This window comes from Anaerococcus vaginimassiliensis, assembly GCF_900626155.1.
GTDB lineage: Bacteria > Bacillota > Clostridia > Tissierellales > Peptoniphilaceae > Anaerococcus > Anaerococcus vaginimassiliensis.
The window spans coordinates 1,655,727-1,671,022 of record NZ_LR130844.1 but is presented as its reverse complement, the minus strand read 5'-3'; the positions used below and the strand labels follow the sequence as shown (position 1 = coordinate 1,671,022).

The following is a 15,296-nucleotide window of genomic DNA, read 5'->3' as shown; positions in this document are numbered from 1 at the left end:
AATATACGAGTAGGAGTTCTATGGAGAACTTACCTCAAAACTTATGGAGGTAAGAAATGAACGCAAAAGAATATTTAAAACAAGCTTTTTATTTAGACAAAAGAATTAATAGCAAGCTGGAGCAAGTTGAATCACTCAACGCTCTAGCAACAAAAGCTACATCGACTTTATCAGATATGCCTAAGAGCCTTAGTAGAGGAACATCAAAACTTGAAGATACTATCGTAAAGATTGTAGATCTCCAAGAAGAAATAAATAGGGATATAGATAAGTTGGTAGACTTGAAAGCAGAGATGGTTGGAACAATCAAACAGATTCAAAATAAGGAACTTCAAGTTATCCTTGAAAAAAGATATCTTTGTTATGAGACTTGGGAGAAGATAGCAGTTGATATGAATTACGATATTAGGCATATTCATAGGCTTCACAATCTGGGGTTAAAAGAAACTTCAAATCTAATCAAACCTTGTCATGAAATGTCATAGAATGTCACTATGGAGTTGTAGTATTATTAAAATAGCAAAAGAATAATTAATAGAGCCTTGAAGATTTAATCTTCGAGGCTTTCTTTATGGAGTGATAAAGTGCCAAGAAAACCTAAGAGACCATGTTCACATCCAGTTGTCCAGAGTTAGTTGATGGACGATTCTGTAAGAAACATGAGAAAGAATACAACAAAAACTATGAAAAATATAAACGAGACCCTAAAACTCACAAGCGTTATGGAAAAGCGTGGAGACTTATAAGAAAAAGATATGTCAGTGAACATCCACTTTGTGAAATGTGTTTAAAAGAAAATAGAATGACAAAGGTAGAGGAAGTACATCACATACTTCCTCTTTCTCGTGGTGGAACTAATGACGAAGATAATCTTATGAGTCTTTGTAAATCTTGTCATTCAAAGATTCATGCAAAGAGTGGAGATAGATTTGGACGAGAAAAGTTTTGAGGGAGGGGGAGTCGTTATCTTAAAAGCTGATTTCCCTACCAACGGTGCCGCCCTCTCACGCACAAAAAAACGGGTTCAAAGGCCCTATTAAAGAATAATAAACTAGGAGGTGATACTATCGCTAAAGACGGAACATATAGAGGTGGAAGAAGAGTAAAAGCAGGAGGAAAACCACAGCCTGCTGTTGAAAAAATAGAAAAAGGTAAAAAAGTAGAAATACTAATGAATGATATTCCAACATTCACTCCAGAAGAAATAGATGCAGTTGACTTACCAGATGGAGCAGTTCTTGATGGAACAGATATGCCAGCACCTAGTGATTATCTATCTGCAAAACAAAAGAATGGAATACCACTAGGTGCAGATGAAATATATAAAGAGACATGGGGTTGGTTAAAACAGAGAAACTGTGAAAACTTAGTAAATCCAAGATTATTAGAATCCTACTCCCAGGCTTTTGCAAGATACATTCAATGTGAAGAGGCAATAAGTCAATTTGGACTTTTAGGAAAGCATCCTACAACTGGTGGAGTTATTGCATCTCCATTTGTACAGATGTCTAGTCAGTTTCAAAAGACAGCAAATCTTCTATGGTATGAAATTTATGACATAGTGAAAGAAAACTGTACTGAAGTTTATGAAGATTATGGAGAAGATATGATGGAAAAATTACTAAGACAGAGGAGGTAATAAATTTGTTTGAAAAAGTAAATCCAAAGCATCCAGATAAAATAGCAGATTGCATCGCTGGTGCAATTGTAGATTTAGCATATAAAGCAAAAGATAATCCTAAAATAGCAGTTGAAGTTTTGCTGGGACATGGAAATTGTCATGTAATTATAGAAACAGATTGTAATCTAAATAAAAAAGAAATTGAAACAGCGATTAAGAGGATAGCTGGAGATATCAAAGCAGATATTAAAATAGTAGAACAGGATATCCACCTATCAAATAATCAAAAAGAAAAGATAAGATGTGGTGACAATGGAATCTTTAAGGGAGTACCTATATCAGATGAAGAAAAGAAACTATCTCTAATTGCTCGTGAAATTTTTTCTAATTATCCTTACGATGGAAAATACATTCTTGATGGAGATAAACTCATCATATGCCAGTCAAATATATCTACAGAAATCTTAAAATCAATTTATCCAAAAACTATCGTGAATCCACTTGGAGATTGGACTGGAGGATTTAATGTTGATACTGGAGCGACAAATAGAAAACTCGGCTCAGATATGGGACGAGCAGTAACGGGTGGAGGCCTTCATGGTAAAGACCTATCCAAGGCCGATGTATCAGTTAATATTTATGCCCACCTAAAGGCACAAGATGAAAATAAAGAGATTGAATTATCCTGTGCAATCGGGGATGAAACTGTTGATGGTAGACCATATTCAGAAATTGTAGAAATTGCTAGAAACTACATTAACTCTATTGGTGGTTTTGAGGAATTTGCTAAGTGGGGGCTAATATGATGAAAGAAGGACTATTACAATATGAATTAAAAAATGTAGATGAACTCATCCCATATATTAATAATGCTAGAACACATACTGACGAACAAATTAATAAGGTAGCTGCATCTATAAAAGAATTTGGATTTTTAAATCCTATCTTAATTTCAGATGAGAATGTTATTACAGCAGGACATTGCAGACTTCTAGCGGCTAAGAAACTAGGACTAAATAAAGTTCCATGTATTTTAGAAAATCATCTCACAGAGGCACAAAGAAAAGCATATGTACTTGCTGATAATAAGCTAAGTCTTGATGCTGGTTGGGATGAAGAACTATTGAGAGTTGAAATTGAATCCCTAGAAGATTATGGATTTAATGTAGAGCTTACAGGATTTTCAACTGAAGAATTATCTTCGCTCTTTGACCTTGGCGTAGAGGCTGAAGAAGATGACTTTGATGTTGAAGAAGAACTTAAAAAGCCTATTTTTTCCAAGGAAGGAGATATTTGGACTCTAGGTCGACATAAAGTTATCTGTGGAGATTCTACTCTATGGGATACTTTTGAAAAGTTACTAGGCGAAACTAAGGTCAATTTAGTATGTACCGATGCACCATATTTTGTTGAATTAAAAAATAAATCGGGAACAATTAAAAATGACAACTTAAATGATAAAGAGGCCTATGAATTTTTAATGAAGGTCTTTACAAACTTTAAAGACGCAATGGCTAAGGATGCATCAATTTATGAATTCTATGCAACTATGAAAGCTAGAGTTTTCTATGATGCTTTTGAAGATGCAGGATTTAAAGTTGGTGCAGGGCTTATTTGGAAAAAACCAAGAGCTCCTTTCATGAGAACAGATTGGAAATTTAATATGGAGCCTATTATTTTTGGTTGGAGAAAAGATGGAAAGCATAACTGGTATGGAGATCAAAAACAAACAGCAGTCTTTGAATTCGATGGAATTAAAGATTCAGAAAAAGAAGGATGTGGTCATCCATCATCAAAACCAGTACCTCTCATTGCCTACCTAATTAAACAATCTACACAAACGAATGGCTTAGTCCTTGATGGATTTTTAGGAAGTGCATCTACATTAATTGCCTGTGAGGAGCTTAATCGAATCTGCTATGGAATAGAAATAGAACCTAAATTTGTTGATGTAGCAGTAAAAAGATATTTAAATCTAGTTGGTAGTGATGATGAGATAAAACTTCTAAGAGAAGGTAAAGAATACAAGTATTCGGAGGTTCTAAAAGATGAGTAACATAAAATATTATTTATCTGAAGACTCTGGTATTGCTTTAGGAGAAACTGAAGACGGTGTAATTTTCAAACTAGATGCAAATAGAGTTAATGAAATAAAAAATGTGAATTTCTATTATTGTAGACAAGGCTATGAAAATATGTACATGATGGATTCAAAAGGTAGAGTCCTACATGATTATTTATTTCCTCACATAGATGGTTTTGAGATAGATCACATTAACATGGATACTCTAGATAATAGAGCCTGTAATATAAGGTATTGCACTCATCAGCAGAATCAAATAAATCAAGGCTTGCAAAAAAATAATACTTCTGGAGTTGTTGGAGTAAGTTTCTATAAACCAAGAAATAAGTTTAGAGCAAGAATAAAAATTAGTGGCAAAGATATTCACTTGGGCTACTACGATACATTTGATGACGCTGTAAAAGCTAGAAATGTTGCCATGAAGTGTTTGTTTGGTGGTTTTGGACAATATAATAAAATTGATTTTATTCCAAAATGGATAGAAAATAAGGTTATTGAAAAATGCACACCATATGCTGATTTAGCAGCAAGTAGTGCATTTTTTGATTTTTGGGGTATTTAAGATGAATAAAGAACTAAGATTAGGTTCACTATTTGACGGCAGTGGAGGATTTCCTTTAGCTGCTATTTTTTGTGAAATAAAACCTATATGGGCATCGGAGGTTGAGCCTTTTCCAATAAGAGTTACACAGAAAAACCTACCTCAAATTAAACATTTAGGAGATATAAAAGATATCGACGGGTATGGAATTGAACCCGTTGATATTATCTCCTTTGGCAGTCCTTGTCAAGATTTATCAATTGCTGGTAAAAGGGCAGGACTTGAAGGAGAAAAATCCAACCTTTTTTATGAGGCCACAAGAGTTATAAAAGAAATGAGGTGTAAAACTAATGGTAAGTATCCAAGATACCTACTATGGGAAAATGTGCCAGGAGCCTTCTCATCTAACAAAGGAGAGGATTTTAGATGCGTCCTTGAAGAAATTACAAGAATTAAAGATTCCACAATTAAACTTCCTCGACCTTCGAGGTGGAAAAGTGCAGGAAAAATCCTGGGAGACAATTTTTCCCTTGCTTGGAGAGTCCTTGATGCTAAATACTTTGGAGTACCCCAACGAAGGAGAAGAATCTTCCTTGTCGCAGATCTTGATGGAGGAAGTTCCAGAGAAATATTATTTGAGCAAAAAAGCTTGTCAGGGAATACTTCACAGGGCTGCGAGAAAGGGAAAAGAAATACCAGAGCCATTAAAGAAAGCTTTAATAGAACAATCTGTTTAAATGACCAAGGTGGAGAAAGGATGGACTTTTATTCTGATGAAAGCGGAACCTTGAGAGCAAGTGGAGGAATTGCACCATTCGTTTTTGAAAATCACAGTCAAGACTCAAGGTATAAAGGACCATTAAAAGAAACACAAACACTTGCATCAAACTTAGGACAAGGTGGAAATAACCAACCATTTGTAGTCTACGATATAAGACAAACTTCAGAAAATACTAAAAATGAAAGACATAATATTTACGAGTGTGACGTTTCAAGGACTATAGATACATCTGGAAATACGCCTACCAGGAATCAAGGAGGGGTAGCTATTGTTGAAGATACCTATTCAATGAGTAAGAACTCATATTTTACAAAAGCAGATAAAAATATATCATCACCTTTACTGGCTACTGATTATAAAGACCCACCGCTTGTAAACCAGAGACTTGTAAGGAGACTAACACCAAAAGAATGTGGAAGATTACAAGGGTTCCCAGATTACTGGTGTGATAACTTAGAAATAGAAAATCCAACAGATGAGGACTTGTCTTTTTGGAGAGAAGTTTTTGATAAGGATGCTGAAATAAAAGGTCTTAAAAAGAAGAAAACAGATAAGCAGATATTAAAATGGCTTAAAAATCCTCATACTGATTCTGCAGAATATAAAATGTGGGGCAATGGAATTGCTCTTCCATGCGCTATATATATTTTCAAAAGACTTATAAATACTGCAAATAAGACTTGATATAAATCTTGAATTAAGTGATATATGTGTGTGAGGTGATTAGATGATTTCAAGGGAAATTATACAAAAATTAAAAGAGGCGTATCCAGTAGGTACGAGAGTGAAACTAATCCAAATGGAAGATGACCAAGCACCTCCAGTTGGAACTTTAGGCACAGTTTACGGGGTGGATGCCATTGGATCAATCCTAGTAAAATGGGATAATGGTTCAATGTTAAATGTAATTTTCAGAGTGGATAGAATAGAAAAGATATCGAGTAAAGGTTGAAATATAGCCATTATATCCTTTAATTAACTTGACTTATTTTTGACAGTACGGTTATATGTACATACAAAAAGATAAGGAGAAAAATATGGCATACAAATACATGAAAACACAGGAAGATTTAAATGAGTTAATCGACTCTTCAGCAATTACAATGCTTGGACTTTACGAAGGAGAAAATGGAGACTTAGCTTTCCAAGATTATTTAAAAGACTACCTTGAAGATGACACAATTTATATCACAATGGGAAAAACAATTAACGAATTTTATGGAACTAGCCTTCCTGAAGACTTAAGGATAGTAAGTTTAAAATACAACAAGTTAGGAAGACTTCCAATTATAAGACTTGAGATTGGAGCGAAATGGTTTGATGACTTTATAGACAATCTCCAAAAGAATAAGAAAAGAGGAGTGAGATAAATGACAAACCAAGAATTGAAAAGGCAATGCTTTTTAGAGGCCACCAAAAGAATTAATGAAAAAAGAGATAAAGCACTTTTAGAAATTGCCAAGAAACATTCTTATGCAATAGAAGAAAGAGGAGACTTAGAAAAAAGAAACAATGATTCAGAAGACTTTTTAGAAGTTTCAGTATGGTCATTAAAAGAAATGTTAAAAGAGGCCTATGAATTAGGAAAACAAAATAATTAGAAATCAAGAAATTGAGCGAAGGCTCTTTTTCTCGTAGTGAACTAGCTAACGGCTAGTATTTTTTATGCCTATTTTTCAAGGAAGGAGGTCAAATGAAATATAAACCAACAAAATTTATGCTACCTACATCTCACTATGATAAAAATAAAGCAGACTATGCTGTCACCTTTATAGAATGCCTAAAACATACAAAAGGTAGATGGGCAGGTAAAGATTTCAAGCTTATTGACTGGCAAGAAGAAATCATTAGAGACTTGTTTGGAATTGTGAAAGATACAGGGTATCGACAATTTAATACAGCCTATATTGAAATACCAAAGAAAATGGGAAAGTCAGAACTTGCAGCTGCTGTAGCACTCCTCCTTACTTGCGGTGATGGAGAGGAAAGAGCAGAAGTTTATGGTTGTGCTGCTGATAGGCAACAAGCAACAATCGTCTTTGATGTTGCAGCTGATATGGTAAGGATGAGCCCAGCCTTATCTAAAAGAGTAAAAATTCTAGCATCTCAAAAGAGGATGATTTATAAACCTACCAATTCTTTCTATCAAGTTCTATCTGCAGAGGCTTATTCCAAACACGGATTTAATATTCATGGTGTCGTATTTGACGAACTTCACACTCAGCCAAATAGAAAATTATTTGATGTTATGACAAAAGGGTCTGGCGATGCAAGAACCCAACCTCTATATTTTCTTATAACAACTGCAGGAACAGATACAAAATCAATCTGCTATGAGACGCATCAAAAGGCAGTTGATATACTGGAAGGAAGAAAAACTGATCCAACTTTTTATCCTGTGATTTATGGAGCAGATAGAGAAGACGATTGGACAGATGAAAAAGTATGGCATAAGGCAAATCCGTCTCTTGGAATTACAGTTCCTATAGAAAAAGTAAGACAAGCTTGTGAATCGGCTAAGCAAAACCCAACTGAAGAAAATGCCTTTAGGCAACTAAGACTTAACCAATGGGTCAAGCAAGCAATTAGGTGGATGCCTATGGAAAAATGGGACCTATGTAATTTTATTGTTAATGAAGAAGAATTAAAAGGCAGAGTTTGTTATGGAGGTCTTGACCTATCAAGCACAACGGATATTACAGCCTTTGTTTTAGTCTTTCCTCCAATAGACGAAGATGATAAATATCAAATATTACCTTACTTTTGGTTACCAGAAGACAACCTCGACCTAAGAGTAAAAAGAGACCATGTAAACTATGACCTATGGGAAAAACAAGGCTATATTATGACAACAGAAGGTAATGTTGTTCATTATGGGTTTATAGAAAAATTTATAGAAGACTTAGGTGAGAAATATAACATCCGAGAAATTGCCTTTGACAGGTGGGGAGCAGTTCAGATGGTTCAAAACTTAGAAGGCATGGGTTTTACAGTAGTTCCATTTGGTCAAGGATTTAAAGATATGTCTCCACCAACTAAAGAACTAATGAAACTAACTCTCGAAAGAAAAATAGCCCATGGAGGTCATCCAGTATTAAGGTGGATGATGGATAATATCTTTATTCGAACAGATCCAGCTGGAAACATAAAGGCAGACAAAGAAAAGTCTACAGAAAAAATAGATGGAGTTATAGCTACAATTATGGCACTTGACAGGGCTATAAGGTGTGGCAATGATACAAGTGAATCTGTTTATGACGATAGGGGTCTGATTGTTTTTTAATATGGGTATATAAATAAAATAGAAACATTTTTGAGGTGATATTCATGAGGAATAGAGAAGATATTATTCGTTTATGGTTTGATATGTGGATAAAAAAACAAGACTTAGGAATTAAAGATATTTTTGCTAATGATATTGTGTATACAGAAAGTTGGGGGCCAAAGTATAATAATCGCAGTACACTCGAGTTATGGTTTAAAGAATGGAACAGTCGTGCAAAAGTTGAAACATGGGATATTGTACAATTTTTAGACTTTAAAGACCAATCAATTGTGGAATGGCATTTTAAATCAGTGATGAATAATGGGAAAATTGATGAATTTAATGGAATTTCTTTGGTTAAATGGGATTTTGATAATAAAATAATAGAATTAAAAGAATTTGGATGTAATATAGATAATTATAATCCATATGCTTATGGAGAGATTCCTAAATTTAGAAAAGAAAAGTCAAAGTGGTTTTAACATATATTCATGATATTTTTTTAGCATCTACATTAGTAGGTGCTTTTTTCATGCCTACTTTTAGGAGGTGGTAATATAAACATTTTAGATTTAATATTCAAGTCAAGAGACAAACCTAAAGACGGGGAGAGGATATCTTCATCGTCTTTTTTATTTGGAAGAACTGCAGCAGGAAGGAATGTCAACGAATTTACTGCTATGCAAATGACAGCAGTTTATTCATGCGTGAGAGTTCTTGCTGAAACCTTAGCAGGACTTCCTCTTCATCTATATAAAAGAGGAGATTCAAACTCTAAGGAAAAAGCAAAAGGCCATGCCATATATTTTCTTTTGCACGATGAACCAAATACTGAGATGACTTCATTTGTATTTAGAGAAACACTAATGACCCATCTACTACTTTGGGGTAATGCTTATGCTCAGATAATTCGTAATGGAAGAAATGAGGTTATTGGTCTCTACCCACTAATGCCAAACAAGATGACTGTTATGAGAAGTGAAGAAGGAGAAATATTTTATAAATACAATCATAAATCAGAAGAAGTTTATCTTTTAAAAGGAGATGTCCTTCATATTCCAGGACTTGGCTTTGATGGCCTTATTGGCTACTCACCAATTACCATGGCTAAAAATGCTATTGGTATGGCTATGGCTTGTGAAGATTATGGTGCATCTTTCTTCCAAAATGGAGCACAGCCAGGTGGAGTTTTAGAACACCCAGGTATTATCAAAGACCCAGAAAGAGTAAGGGAGTCATGGAATGCAGCCTTTCAAGGGCCTAAGAACGCCAACAAAGTGGCTGTACTTGAAGAAGGGATGAAATACCAACCCATAGCAATAGCACCAAGTGAAGCCCAGTTTTTAGAAACCAGAAAATTTCAGCTAAATGAGATAGCAAGAATATTCAGAATACCACCTCATATGATCGGCGACCTAGAGAGGTCATCATTTTCAAATATAGAACAGCAGTCACTTGAGTTTGTTAAATACACTCTTGACCCTTGGATTGTTCGTTGGGAGCAATCTTTGGAAAGAGCACTACTAACAAAGAAAGAAAAAGAATCCTACTTTATTAAATTTAACCTTGATGGACTTCTAAGAGGAGACTATGAATCAAGAATGAATGGATATGCTGTAGGAAGACAGAATGGTTGGATGAGTGCAAATGACATAAGAGAATTAGAAAACCTAGATAGGATATCAGCTGAAGAAGGTGGAGACTTATATCTTGTAAATGGAAATATGCTACCGCTTGATAAAGCTGGTAGTTTTTATCAGCAGAAAGGAGAAGAAATAAATCCTAATGAAGAATAATAAAATATTTTGGAACTGGAAAAAGGATTCAAATGAACTCTATATAGATGGAGTAATTGCAGAAGAGTCTTGGTTTGATGATGAAATCACACCAAGGCTCTTTTTTGAAGAATTAAAAAATAAAAGTGGAGACATAACTGTGTGGATCAACTCTCCTGGTGGAGATTGTATAGCTGCATCAAGTATTTACACCATGCTTTTAGAGCACAAGGGAAATGTGACTATTAAGATTGACGGGCTTGCAGCATCAGCAGCATCAGTCATTGCTATGGCAGGAACTGAAGTATTGATGAGTCCTACCTCACTAATGATGATTCACAACCCCTTAACTGTAGCCATTGGTGACTCAAAAGAAATGCAAAAAGCCATAGATATGTTAAAGGAAGTCAAGGAATCAATCATCAATGCTTATGAGATTAAGACAGGTTTATCAAGAGAAGAAATTTCTAATCTAATGGATGGAGAGACTTGGTTTGATAAGAACAAGGCTATTGAGATGGGTTTTTGTGATGGAACTCTCACTGACAAAAGAAAAGATGAAAAAGTCACTAATATGGTTTTTTCAAGACGAGCAGTTACAAACTCACTTTTAACAAAGATAAATAAAGAAGTAAAGACTCACTCAATGAGTGAGGTAGAAGAAAGATTAAACAAAATTAAAAACACTTGGAGGTAATTATGAATTTAAAAGAACTTTTAGAAAAGAGAACTAAGGCTTGGGATGAGGCAAAGGCATTTGCTGAATCTAAGAAAGATGAAAAGGGTCTAATGTCTGATGAAGACTTTAAGACATATGAAGAGATGGAAAGAACTATCGAGAATTATACTCGTGAAATTGAAAGAAAGAAGAGGGAAGAAGAAATGGATAAATCCTTAGAAAAACCTACTACTCAAGCACTAACAAATGAACCTGCTACTTTTAATGAAGAAGAAAAGCCAATGAGGGCAAGAAATGTCTATAAGAAATCTATGATGAAAGCATTAAGAACTAACTTTAGAGATATTTCCAATGAATTAAAAGTTGGTACAGATGAAAGTGGTGGATATTTAGTTCCAGAAGAAATGGAAACAGATATTGTAAATGGTCTTGAAGATGAAAATATTGTAAGAAAACTAGCTACAAAAGTTCAAACTTCAGGACTTCATAAAATCAATATTGCAGCTACAAAACCAGCTGCCCTATGGGTTGAAGAAGGTGGTCAACTAACCTTTGGAGATGGCACATTTGATCAAGTATCTCTTGATGCACATAAACTTCATGTTGGAATTAAAGTAACTGAAGAGCTTCTCTATGATGCAGCCTTTAATCTAGAAAAATACATCACTGAAGAATTTACTAGAGCACTAGCAAATGCTGAAGAGGATGCCTTCCTAAATGGAGATGGAGTAAATAAACCTACAGGAATTTTTGACTCTAAAAAGGGTGGAGAACTTGGCCTGACAACAAAGGCTCAAACAATTAATGCGGATGAACTAATTGATTTAGTTTACTCATTAGACAGACCTTATAGGAAGAAAGCAGCCTTCATATTAAATGATGCAACAGTTGCTCAAATTAGAAAGCTTAAAGATGTTAATGGTGCATATATTTGGCAACCATCACTTAAAGATGGAGAACCAGATAGACTTTTAGGATATCCTGCCTACACATCTGCCTTTGCTCCAAAAGCTGATAAAGGAAAACTTGCTGTAGCCTTTGGCGATTTTTCGTACTACAAGATTGGAGATAGAGGAAATAGATCTTTCCAAGACTTAAAGGAACTATTTGCTGGTAATGGCATGATTGGTTTCTTAGGCAAAGAAAGAGTTGATGGAATCCTAGTTTTAAGAGAAGCAGTTAAACTATTAAAAATTGGTGCCACTGCCTAAGGAGTAAATTATGATTACTCTTGAAGAGGCAAAATCCTATTTAAGGGTGGATTTTGATGATGAGGATGAGATGATTAATTCTCTCATCCAATCATCAATAAAACACTCCATGGATGTAGCCAGAGTTGATAGTGAAGAAGACCTTTCTAAAAATCCAAATGGAAAGATAGCTGTCCTCTATATGACTGCTTATCTTTATGAACACCGAGAAGAGGCAGATTATTCTGAATTAAACTTAACTCTAAGGGCTTTATTGTTTGGAATGAGAAAGGCTGAGTTCTAATGAGGATATCAGATTTAAATAGAAAAATAATCTTTCAAAATAAAAATGTTGAGGTGGATAGAATTGGTAACCATAAGTCAGTATGGACGGATTATCTAGAAACGTCAGCCTATATTTCTTTTCAAGGTAAAGGCGAAGAAGTTTTTCTTGGGATGGAAGTAGATAGGTCAGATATTTCTTTTACTGTGAGATTTCAAAATAGGTTAAAGAATATTAACACTTCAGAATACAGAATTCTATTTGATGATGAAATGTACAATATCATCTCAATTGACTTTATGAACTATGAAAATAGACTTATAAAGTTTAGATGTAGGAAGGTGAGTAGATGAATGTAAAAATTGAAAACCTCGCCAATGAAATAATGAAGGGCTTAGAAGAATATTCTGATATGGCAACAGATGAAGTCAAAAAGGAAGTTAAAAAAGCTGGTAGCAATATTAGAAAAGACATACAAGAAAATGCACCTGTAGGAGAAACAAAGAAATATTCTAAATCTTGGTCTGTAAAAACTATAAAAGAAACTTCAAATTCAATAGAACTTGTAGTTCACTCAAGAAATAGATATCAGCTGGCTCATCTACTTGAAAAAGGTCACGTCCTAAGACAAGGTGGAAGAGTGTCTGCTAAGCCACACATTGGGCCAGCTGAAGAGAAAGGAATCAGAGAATTGGAAGAAAATATTATGAGGAAACTAAACAATGGATAGGCTATTAAAAATAATTGAAGATATGGGACTTCCCTTTGCATATTCACATTTTGCTGAGGGAGAAAGTCCAGATCCCCCATTTATGGTCTACCTATTTCCAAAGAATAAGCACTTTGGTGCAGATGGAGTAGTTTTCTATAAAAACACCCAGATAGACTTAGAGCTTTATACTGATAAGAAAGATTTAAAATTAGAAGAAAAAATAGAAGAGATACTTGATAGAGAAAAAATCTATTATGAAAAATCTGAAGTTTGGATTGAATCAGAGAGACTCTATGAGGTTCTCTATGAATTTACTATGGAGGTAAAAAATGGCTAATAAAGTTAAATTTAATATTTGTAATGTTAATGACCTAACCCCACGAGCCTTGCGAGTGGCAGGTAGGTCAGATGTCACGCAATCCAATTCTCTGCGACTGATAAGGAGCGAAGAGAATTGTGATGGAGCTGACTCACTACAATTTATGGGAGGTAACAATTATGGCAAATAAGGTAAAGTTTAATATTTGTAATGTGCATTACGCTCTCCTTGATAAAGCCGAAGAGGGCGTTATTAAATATAAGACACCAGTACCGATGCCTGGTGCTGTTTCAATTTCACTAGATCCAAATGGAGAGCCTGAAAGCTTTTATGCAGATGGAATTGAATACTACGCTATTTCAAACAATATGGGATATGACGGAGATTTGGAAATCGCTCTTATTCCAGAATCCTTTAGGACTGATGTTTTGATGGAAAAATCAGACTCCAATAAAGTTCTAATTGAGTCTTCAAACTCTGAAACTGCAAACTTTGCACTGTTATTTGAGTTTGATGGAGACCAAAAGAAAATCCGTCACGTTATGTATAACTGTTCAGCAGCAAGACCTACTCTCGAAGGAGAAACTAATGAAGAATCAAGAGAAGTTCAACCAGAAACCTTATCTATCCAAGCAAGACCACTTCCAAATGGAAATGTAAAGGCTAGAACAGGTGAAGAAACTACGAAGGAAACTTACGATGGTTGGTATAAGTCAGTCTATATGCCAACAGAAACGACAGTAACACCTTCAAGAGCAAGTGTTGGAGGTAAATAAATATGGCACTAACCAAGAAAATTCAAATTGATGGGAAAGATGTTGTTTTCCGTGCATCAGCAGCTATCCCAAGAATCTATAGACTTAAATTTGGAAGAGATATCTTCAAAGACTTGATGGAATTAGAAAAGTCCATGAAGAAAAATGATGAAGATAAATCTAACCTTGATATAGGTTCATTAGAACTATTTGAAAATATAGCCTATGTAATGGCAAAGCATGGAGACAAATCTGTTCCTGATAGTCCAGAAGAATGGTTAGATAATTTCTCAACCTTTTCAATTTACCAAATTCTACCTCAGCTAATTGAGTTGTGGGGACTTAATATAAAATCGGAAGAAGTTCCTAAAAAAAAGTAAGACCAACAGAAAGACCAATGACTACACCCTTGTTTCTATTAAGGGCAGTGGAACTTGGTCTTTCTGTTTCTGATTTATCCCTACTAACAATTGGACTTGTAAATGATATGTTTACAGAAAAGAATAACGATGAATATAAATACAAAGAAGTAGCTACGCAAGAAGATTATGATAAGTTCTAATCTTCAAGCTTAGCTACTCTTTTTTCAGCATCTTTATAGACTTTGGATTCGGCTCTTGCACCGATAATAATGACAAGAACTTCATCATCTGATTTTTCCAATTTATAAACGATCCTAAGACCTGAACTCTTAAGTTTAATTTTCATAAGACCAGCAAGCTTAGAATCAGAAAGGTTAGAAAGAGGCTTGCCATACCCACCTTCAGTATTAGGAAGAGGATTTATTAAGATCCTCTTAAGTGCTTTATCGACAATTTTTCTTTGAGATCCATCTAAGGCTTTATAGTCTTGGATGGCTTCTTTTATAAAGGATAGTTTATAGTTCATTCGATTTCGTCCTCATCAAGAGGAGAGACTTCATTTAAATCGATATGGAAGGCTTCTTCAAATTCATCTTGAGAAATTAAATCGGATTTATCCATTGATGACATCCTTGTATTGGCAAGCATAATATCTCTTGCATCTTCGAGCTCATCAATGAGTTTCGTATATTCATCAGGGGAAACAAGAATGCACTCAGGAGTGTTGTTCTTTAATACGACCTTGGAACCGTTCACTTTGACATCATCGAAAATACGTCCAGCTAGGCCTCGATTGAATTCAGAAATGGATACAGTCTTATTGGATAATTCTTTTACAAAATTCATACTTATCACCTCAAGATAAGTATAGCAGAAATCGATAAAAACATCAATAAAAACACTGATAAATATATCTTTAAAGAGGAGGTG

The 15,296-nt window shown here is 34.7% G+C and carries 24 protein-coding genes; 22 read left to right on the top strand and 2 right to left on the bottom strand.

The features are described 5' to 3' along the window. Positions 1 to 56: 56 nt before the first annotated feature. The 22 genes from E0D87_RS08215 (at position 57) to E0D87_RS09135 (ending at position 14,566) form a co-directional block, all read left to right on the top strand. The gene (locus E0D87_RS08215; RefSeq protein WP_068370075.1) at positions 57 to 485 is read left to right on the top strand and encodes a hypothetical protein; all 429 of its coding nucleotides are present in this window, start codon (positions 57 to 59) and stop codon (positions 483 to 485) included. A 122-nt stretch (positions 486 to 607) separates the two neighbouring features. Further along, entirely contained in the window at positions 608 to 949 is a 342-nt protein-coding gene (locus E0D87_RS08210) for an HNH endonuclease (protein ID WP_479722806.1), read from the top strand. Positions 950 to 1,171: 222 nt separating this feature from the next. Further along, positions 1,172 to 1,639: a P27 family phage terminase small subunit gene (locus E0D87_RS08205; RefSeq protein WP_083508594.1), complete on the top strand. Its 468-nt coding sequence runs from the start codon at positions 1,172 to 1,174 to the stop codon at positions 1,637 to 1,639. A gap of 5 nt (positions 1,640 to 1,644) precedes the next feature. Further along, positions 1,645 to 2,427: an S-adenosylmethionine synthetase N-terminal domain-containing protein gene (locus E0D87_RS08200; RefSeq protein WP_068370079.1), complete on the top strand. Its 783-nt coding sequence runs from the start codon at positions 1,645 to 1,647 to the stop codon at positions 2,425 to 2,427. Further along, positions 2,424 to 3,677: a site-specific DNA-methyltransferase gene (locus E0D87_RS08195; RefSeq protein WP_232300144.1), complete on the top strand. Its 1,254-nt coding sequence runs from the start codon at positions 2,424 to 2,426 to the stop codon at positions 3,675 to 3,677. Before E0D87_RS08200 ends, E0D87_RS08195 begins: the two co-directional genes overlap by 4 nt. Next, positions 3,670 to 4,266: an HNH endonuclease gene (locus E0D87_RS08190; protein ID WP_068370080.1), complete on the top strand. Its 597-nt coding sequence runs from the start codon at positions 3,670 to 3,672 to the stop codon at positions 4,264 to 4,266. Before E0D87_RS08195 ends, E0D87_RS08190 begins: the two co-directional genes overlap by 8 nt. A 1-nt stretch (position 4,267) precedes the next feature. Beyond that, positions 4,268 to 5,710 carry a DNA cytosine methyltransferase gene (locus tag E0D87_RS08185; RefSeq protein ID WP_094208055.1) on the top strand — a complete coding sequence of 481 codons (1,443 nt, stop codon included), beginning with the start codon at positions 4,268 to 4,270 and terminating at the stop codon, positions 5,708 to 5,710. 43 nt (positions 5,711 to 5,753) lie between these two features. Beyond that, entirely contained in the window at positions 5,754 to 5,978 is a 225-nt protein-coding gene (locus E0D87_RS08180; protein WP_068370086.1) for a DUF4314 domain-containing protein, read from the top strand. Positions 5,979 to 6,063: 85 nt separating this feature from the next. Next, positions 6,064 to 6,396 carry a hypothetical protein gene (locus E0D87_RS08175; protein WP_068370089.1) on the top strand — a complete coding sequence of 111 codons (333 nt, stop codon included), beginning with the start codon at positions 6,064 to 6,066 and terminating at the stop codon, positions 6,394 to 6,396. Next, complete coding sequence (locus tag E0D87_RS08170) at positions 6,397 to 6,627, top strand: DUF6900 domain-containing protein (RefSeq protein ID WP_083329050.1); 231 nt, start codon at positions 6,397 to 6,399, stop codon at positions 6,625 to 6,627. 92 nt (positions 6,628 to 6,719) lie between these two features. Beyond that, positions 6,720 to 8,309 (top strand): terminase large subunit, encoded by a 1,590-nt coding sequence (locus E0D87_RS08165; protein ID WP_068370093.1) that lies wholly within the window; start codon positions 6,720 to 6,722, stop codon positions 8,307 to 8,309. A 44-nt stretch (positions 8,310 to 8,353) separates the two neighbouring features. After that, the gene (locus E0D87_RS08160) at positions 8,354 to 8,773 is read left to right on the top strand and encodes a nuclear transport factor 2 family protein (protein WP_002834879.1); all 420 of its coding nucleotides are present in this window, start codon (positions 8,354 to 8,356) and stop codon (positions 8,771 to 8,773) included. Positions 8,774 to 8,812: 39 nt separating this feature from the next. Beyond that, complete coding sequence (locus tag E0D87_RS08155; protein WP_068370099.1) at positions 8,813 to 10,087, top strand: phage portal protein; 1,275 nt, start codon at positions 8,813 to 8,815, stop codon at positions 10,085 to 10,087. Further along, positions 10,077 to 10,763, top strand: a complete 687-nt coding sequence (locus tag E0D87_RS08150) for a head maturation protease, ClpP-related (RefSeq protein WP_130820059.1) — start codon at positions 10,077 to 10,079, stop codon at positions 10,761 to 10,763. The genes E0D87_RS08155 and E0D87_RS08150 overlap by 11 nt, the downstream gene beginning before the upstream one ends. Positions 10,764 to 10,765: 2 nt before the next feature. Then, entirely contained in the window at positions 10,766 to 11,956 is a 1,191-nt protein-coding gene (locus tag E0D87_RS08145) for a phage major capsid protein (protein WP_068370102.1), read from the top strand. Positions 11,957 to 11,966: 10 nt separating this feature from the next. Then, the gene (locus E0D87_RS08140) at positions 11,967 to 12,239 is read left to right on the top strand and encodes a head-tail connector protein (RefSeq protein ID WP_068370105.1); all 273 of its coding nucleotides are present in this window, start codon (positions 11,967 to 11,969) and stop codon (positions 12,237 to 12,239) included. Continuing rightward, positions 12,239 to 12,571, top strand: a complete 333-nt coding sequence (locus E0D87_RS08135; RefSeq protein WP_068370107.1) for a phage head closure protein — start codon at positions 12,239 to 12,241, stop codon at positions 12,569 to 12,571. Before E0D87_RS08140 ends, E0D87_RS08135 begins: the two co-directional genes overlap by 1 nt. Next, a complete protein-coding gene (locus E0D87_RS08130) occupies positions 12,568 to 12,948 on the top strand; it encodes an HK97 gp10 family phage protein (RefSeq protein ID WP_068370110.1) in 381 nt (126 codons plus the stop codon). The genes E0D87_RS08135 and E0D87_RS08130 overlap by 4 nt, the downstream gene beginning before the upstream one ends. Beyond that, positions 12,941 to 13,267: a hypothetical protein gene (locus tag E0D87_RS08125; RefSeq protein WP_068370114.1), complete on the top strand. Its 327-nt coding sequence runs from the start codon at positions 12,941 to 12,943 to the stop codon at positions 13,265 to 13,267. The genes E0D87_RS08130 and E0D87_RS08125 overlap by 8 nt, the downstream gene beginning before the upstream one ends. A gap of 161 nt (positions 13,268 to 13,428) precedes the next feature. After that, positions 13,429 to 14,025, top strand: coding sequence for a major tail protein (locus E0D87_RS08120; protein ID WP_130820058.1), 597 nt, complete (start codon positions 13,429 to 13,431; stop codon positions 14,023 to 14,025). A gap of 2 nt (positions 14,026 to 14,027) precedes the next feature. Further along, complete coding sequence (locus E0D87_RS08115) at positions 14,028 to 14,384, top strand: hypothetical protein (RefSeq protein WP_044565579.1); 357 nt, start codon at positions 14,028 to 14,030, stop codon at positions 14,382 to 14,384. Positions 14,385 to 14,401: 17 nt separating this feature from the next. Further along, the gene (locus E0D87_RS09135) at positions 14,402 to 14,566 is read left to right on the top strand and encodes a hypothetical protein (RefSeq protein ID WP_165442734.1); all 165 of its coding nucleotides are present in this window, start codon (positions 14,402 to 14,404) and stop codon (positions 14,564 to 14,566) included. Here the strand turns inward: E0D87_RS09135 and E0D87_RS08110 are convergent. Together E0D87_RS08110 and E0D87_RS08105 are read right to left on the bottom strand one after the other, a co-directional pair. After that, positions 14,563 to 14,892 carry a type II toxin-antitoxin system RelE family toxin gene (locus E0D87_RS08110; protein WP_049690779.1) on the bottom strand — a complete coding sequence of 110 codons (330 nt, stop codon included), beginning with the start codon at positions 14,890 to 14,892 and terminating at the stop codon, positions 14,563 to 14,565. The genes E0D87_RS09135 and E0D87_RS08110 overlap by 4 nt on opposite strands. Then, entirely contained in the window at positions 14,889 to 15,212 is a 324-nt protein-coding gene (locus E0D87_RS08105) for a type II toxin-antitoxin system Phd/YefM family antitoxin (RefSeq protein WP_068370120.1), read from the bottom strand. Before E0D87_RS08105 ends, E0D87_RS08110 begins: the two co-directional genes overlap by 4 nt. Positions 15,213 to 15,296: the final 84 nt, after the last annotated feature.